The sequence below is a fragment of the Streptococcus agalactiae ATCC 13813 genome (assembly GCF_000186445.1).
Lineage (GTDB): Bacteria > Bacillota > Bacilli > Lactobacillales > Streptococcaceae > Streptococcus > Streptococcus agalactiae.
Genome location: NZ_GL636070.1, coordinates 474523 through 477790, shown reverse-complemented (window position 1 = coordinate 477790; position 3268 = coordinate 474523). Strand labels below are relative to the sequence as shown.

General features: G+C 33.1%; 3 protein-coding genes. 2 read left to right on the top strand and 1 reads right to left on the bottom strand.

All coding sequences use genetic code 11. The features are described 5' to 3' along the window. Window positions 1–1011 precede the first annotated feature (1011 nt). Together HMPREF9171_RS110700 and HMPREF9171_RS110705 are read left to right on the top strand one after the other, a co-directional pair. Window positions 1012–1311 carry a YbaB/EbfC family nucleoid-associated protein gene (locus tag HMPREF9171_RS110700; RefSeq protein WP_000981511.1) on the top strand — a complete coding sequence of 100 codons (300 nt, stop codon included), beginning with the start codon at window positions 1012–1014 and terminating at the stop codon, window positions 1309–1311. Between the two features lie 160 nt (window positions 1312–1471). Then, a complete protein-coding gene (locus HMPREF9171_RS110705) occupies window positions 1472–2662 on the top strand; it encodes an SAM-dependent methyltransferase (protein ID WP_000244922.1) in 1191 nt (396 codons plus the stop codon). 69 nt (window positions 2663–2731) lie between these two features. On the opposite strand, the gene HMPREF9171_RS1000000114070 is transcribed toward HMPREF9171_RS110705, so the two are convergent. Beyond that, on the bottom strand, window positions 2732–3268 hold a 537-nt coding region (locus HMPREF9171_RS1000000114070; RefSeq protein WP_000519349.1), incomplete at its 5' end, for a hypothetical protein.

Below are 3268 nucleotides of genomic sequence, written 5' to 3'. Positions count from 1 at the left end.
GTTCTGCATCCGTTAACTGACGTTCTGCTTTTGGAGGTGTTGCTTGCGGTGCTGTGAAAGTTGAAGCTGAAACACCTTGTGTAGAACCAAGAGCTACGAATGCTCCTCCAGCAAACATTGCTGAGACAAGACCGAGTTTCAAATAGTTAGCAGTTGAGACGTTGTTGACTTTTTTTCTGTAATAAGTTTTTTCATAAGAATTACCTCTTTCTTTTGGGTTATTTATTTTATGAACTAAGTATAACAACAAGAAATAAAGTAAGGTTAAACTAAATATAAAATAATTCTTAAGTCATTCTTAGGAAACCATAAAATCATACGCTAACAAAAAATTTGGTATCTAGTTTGGAATTAGCCCTAGTGTATTATAATGATCCCTACAAATATGTGCCAAACACCTTCTTCATATATACAAGATTGATTTAACATTCCTATACCCTTAATGGTGGGCACATTCTCTTCATGTTCCATATAGAAATCAACAGATAATTCCGTATTGTCCCTATTATTAAATTTTCCAGTTAATGATAAATTATATCCTCCACCTTGAGGTGTCCTATTACCAATCTGTTCAACCTTTACACTTGACGAATCGAATTGAACAGATTCTGTCTTATCATTCTGTGATTTAGAACATCAACAATTTCTTGTTCATGTTCTTTGAGGTAAGCTAGTTGTTCTTCTTTAACGTGCTTTTATCTTTCGTACTTACTGATACTTGAGAGCATTTTTTTGACCCTACTTCTTACTAATCAGCTGACGTCCCTATAAGATGAATCATAAACACATAGCTGCCACTAACCATTTTAACCTTTTATGCATACATAATTCTTCTTGATATCCCATACCATTATCTTTAGTATAAACACTTAATAAAACAAGCATTTAACAACTAAGGTTAATAAAATTCAATAAATCTAATCCTTCTACTTACCTTAGTTTATCACTTTTTTCTCTCATCCTATGCTATAATGTTACAGTAATCACTTTTACTAAGGAGAATAAAATCTTATGATGAATATGCAAAATATGATGCGTCAAGCACAAAAGCTTCAAAAACAAATGGAACAAAAGCAAGCTGATTTAGCAGCTAGCCAGTTTACTGGAAAATCTGCTCAAGAGCTCGTTACCGTGACATTTACAGGCGATAAAAAGCTAATTTCAATTGATTACAAAGAAGCTGTGGTAGACCCTGAAGATATTGAAACACTACAAGACATGACAACTCAAGCTATCAATGACGCTTTAAGCCAAGTTGACGATGCTACAAAAAAAATTATGGGAGCATTTGCGGGTAAAATGCCATTCTAAAAAATAAATCACATTTACTGAATCACCTGTAAATGTGTTTTTTTATTTCAAATCACTTTCATTTTTCACGAAAACAAGTTTTATTTTCAAAAAAATATTTGCAAAAAATCAGCAGAGAGGTATAATAACATTGAAAATATTAGAGAGAAGGTGACTAACCATGGTTATGGATAGTCTAATCATAAAACAGTTGATTAAGAGTACATTTGATATACCCTTACAAGTCACTTATCCAAATGGGAATATTGAAACTTATAATGGTAACAATCCCCACGTCAAACTTAAACTAAACAAAAATTTCTCCGTCTCGGAGCTATCAAAAGACCCTTCCATAGTATTGGGTGAAGCTGTTATGGATGGAGACATTGAAATTTATGGTTCTATACAAGAATTAATTTTATCAGCTTACCGCTGTGGAGACAGCTTTCTACGTAATAGTAAATTTAGCAAATTGATTCCTAAACAATTTCATGATAAAAAACACAGTAAATCCGACATTCAAAAGCATTATGACATCGGAAATGATTTCTATAAACTTTGGCTTGATGATACCATGACTTATTCATGCGCCTATTTTAAACATGAAAATGACAGTCTAGAGCAAGCTCAACTAAACAAAGTACACCATATTCTTAATAAATTAAATGCTCATCCGGGAGGGAAATTACTAGATATCGGTTGTGGCTGGGGGACACTTATCATTACTGCTGCTAAAGAATATGGCTTAAATGCGACAGGTATCACCTTAAGTGAAGAGCAGGCTTCCTTCATTACTAAGCGTATCAAGGAAGAAGGATTGGAAAATAAAGTAACAGTCCTCATTAAAGATTATCGTGACATTCATGAAACATACGATTATATCACTAGTGTTGGTATGTTTGAACATGTAGGAAAAGAAAATTTATCTCAATACTTCCAAACTATTTCTAAAAGACTCAACATTAATGGTCTAGCTCTTATTCATGGTATTACTGGACAAGTGGGTGGTAATCATGGTAGTGGAACTAATTCTTGGATTAATAAGTATATCTTCCCAGGAGGATATATCCCTCGTTTAACTGAAAATTTAAATCATATAGCTAGTGCTGGACTTCAAATTGCTGACTTAGAACCGCTTCGTCGTCACTATCAAAAGACTCTCGAATTATGGACAAAAAATTTCCACAATGCCCTTCCTGAAGTTCGGAAAACTCATGATAATCGTTTTATCAATATGTGGGACCTCTATCTTCAATCTTGTGCGGCCTCTTTTGAATCTGGCAATATTGATATTTTTCAATACTTGCTTTCAAAAGGTGTTTCAAAAGACACTATGCCTATGACACGCGATTATATGTATTCTGCTAATTGATATAGTTAATATTATAGTATTCCAACTTATTCTAAATAAAAAGAACTCTCTTGAATTCAAGGGAGTTCTTTAACGTTCTTCTCTGGCTAACTCTATAGAATGTGACTTTTGGTGACAATGTGGACAGAATACTTTTCGCGTCTTAGGGGTATGTTTCGCTAGATTAAATGCTTGATATGTCGGTGTAAAGGTTTGATGACAATTTGGACAAAGATAAACAACCTGTTGTTTAAAATACCAAACCATACCATTCATAGCTATTAAGAATACTGTTACTGCTATCCACATAAGCCATCTTTGATTTAGAGAAACTGCTGCTATTATTAACGTAATATAGACTATAATAATCATAATGACTTGTAGCACTATGCTTTTTTGTAGTTTACCCCATTTTCTTTTGTTTTCTTCCATAAGCACAATGTCAGAAAGATAGCCTAATGTTTTACTGTCTTGTTTTTCTACGGTTTTTAGTAGGTTGACAGCTTTGTCAAGTTTGTCTTTTTTACTATCAATAGATAGCCTTAATTCTCTTATCTGCACTTGTAAAAAAAGCTCTAAAATCTGACTAGCATTGTCTTCAGTAAATAGATTTTTGATATTATCAAT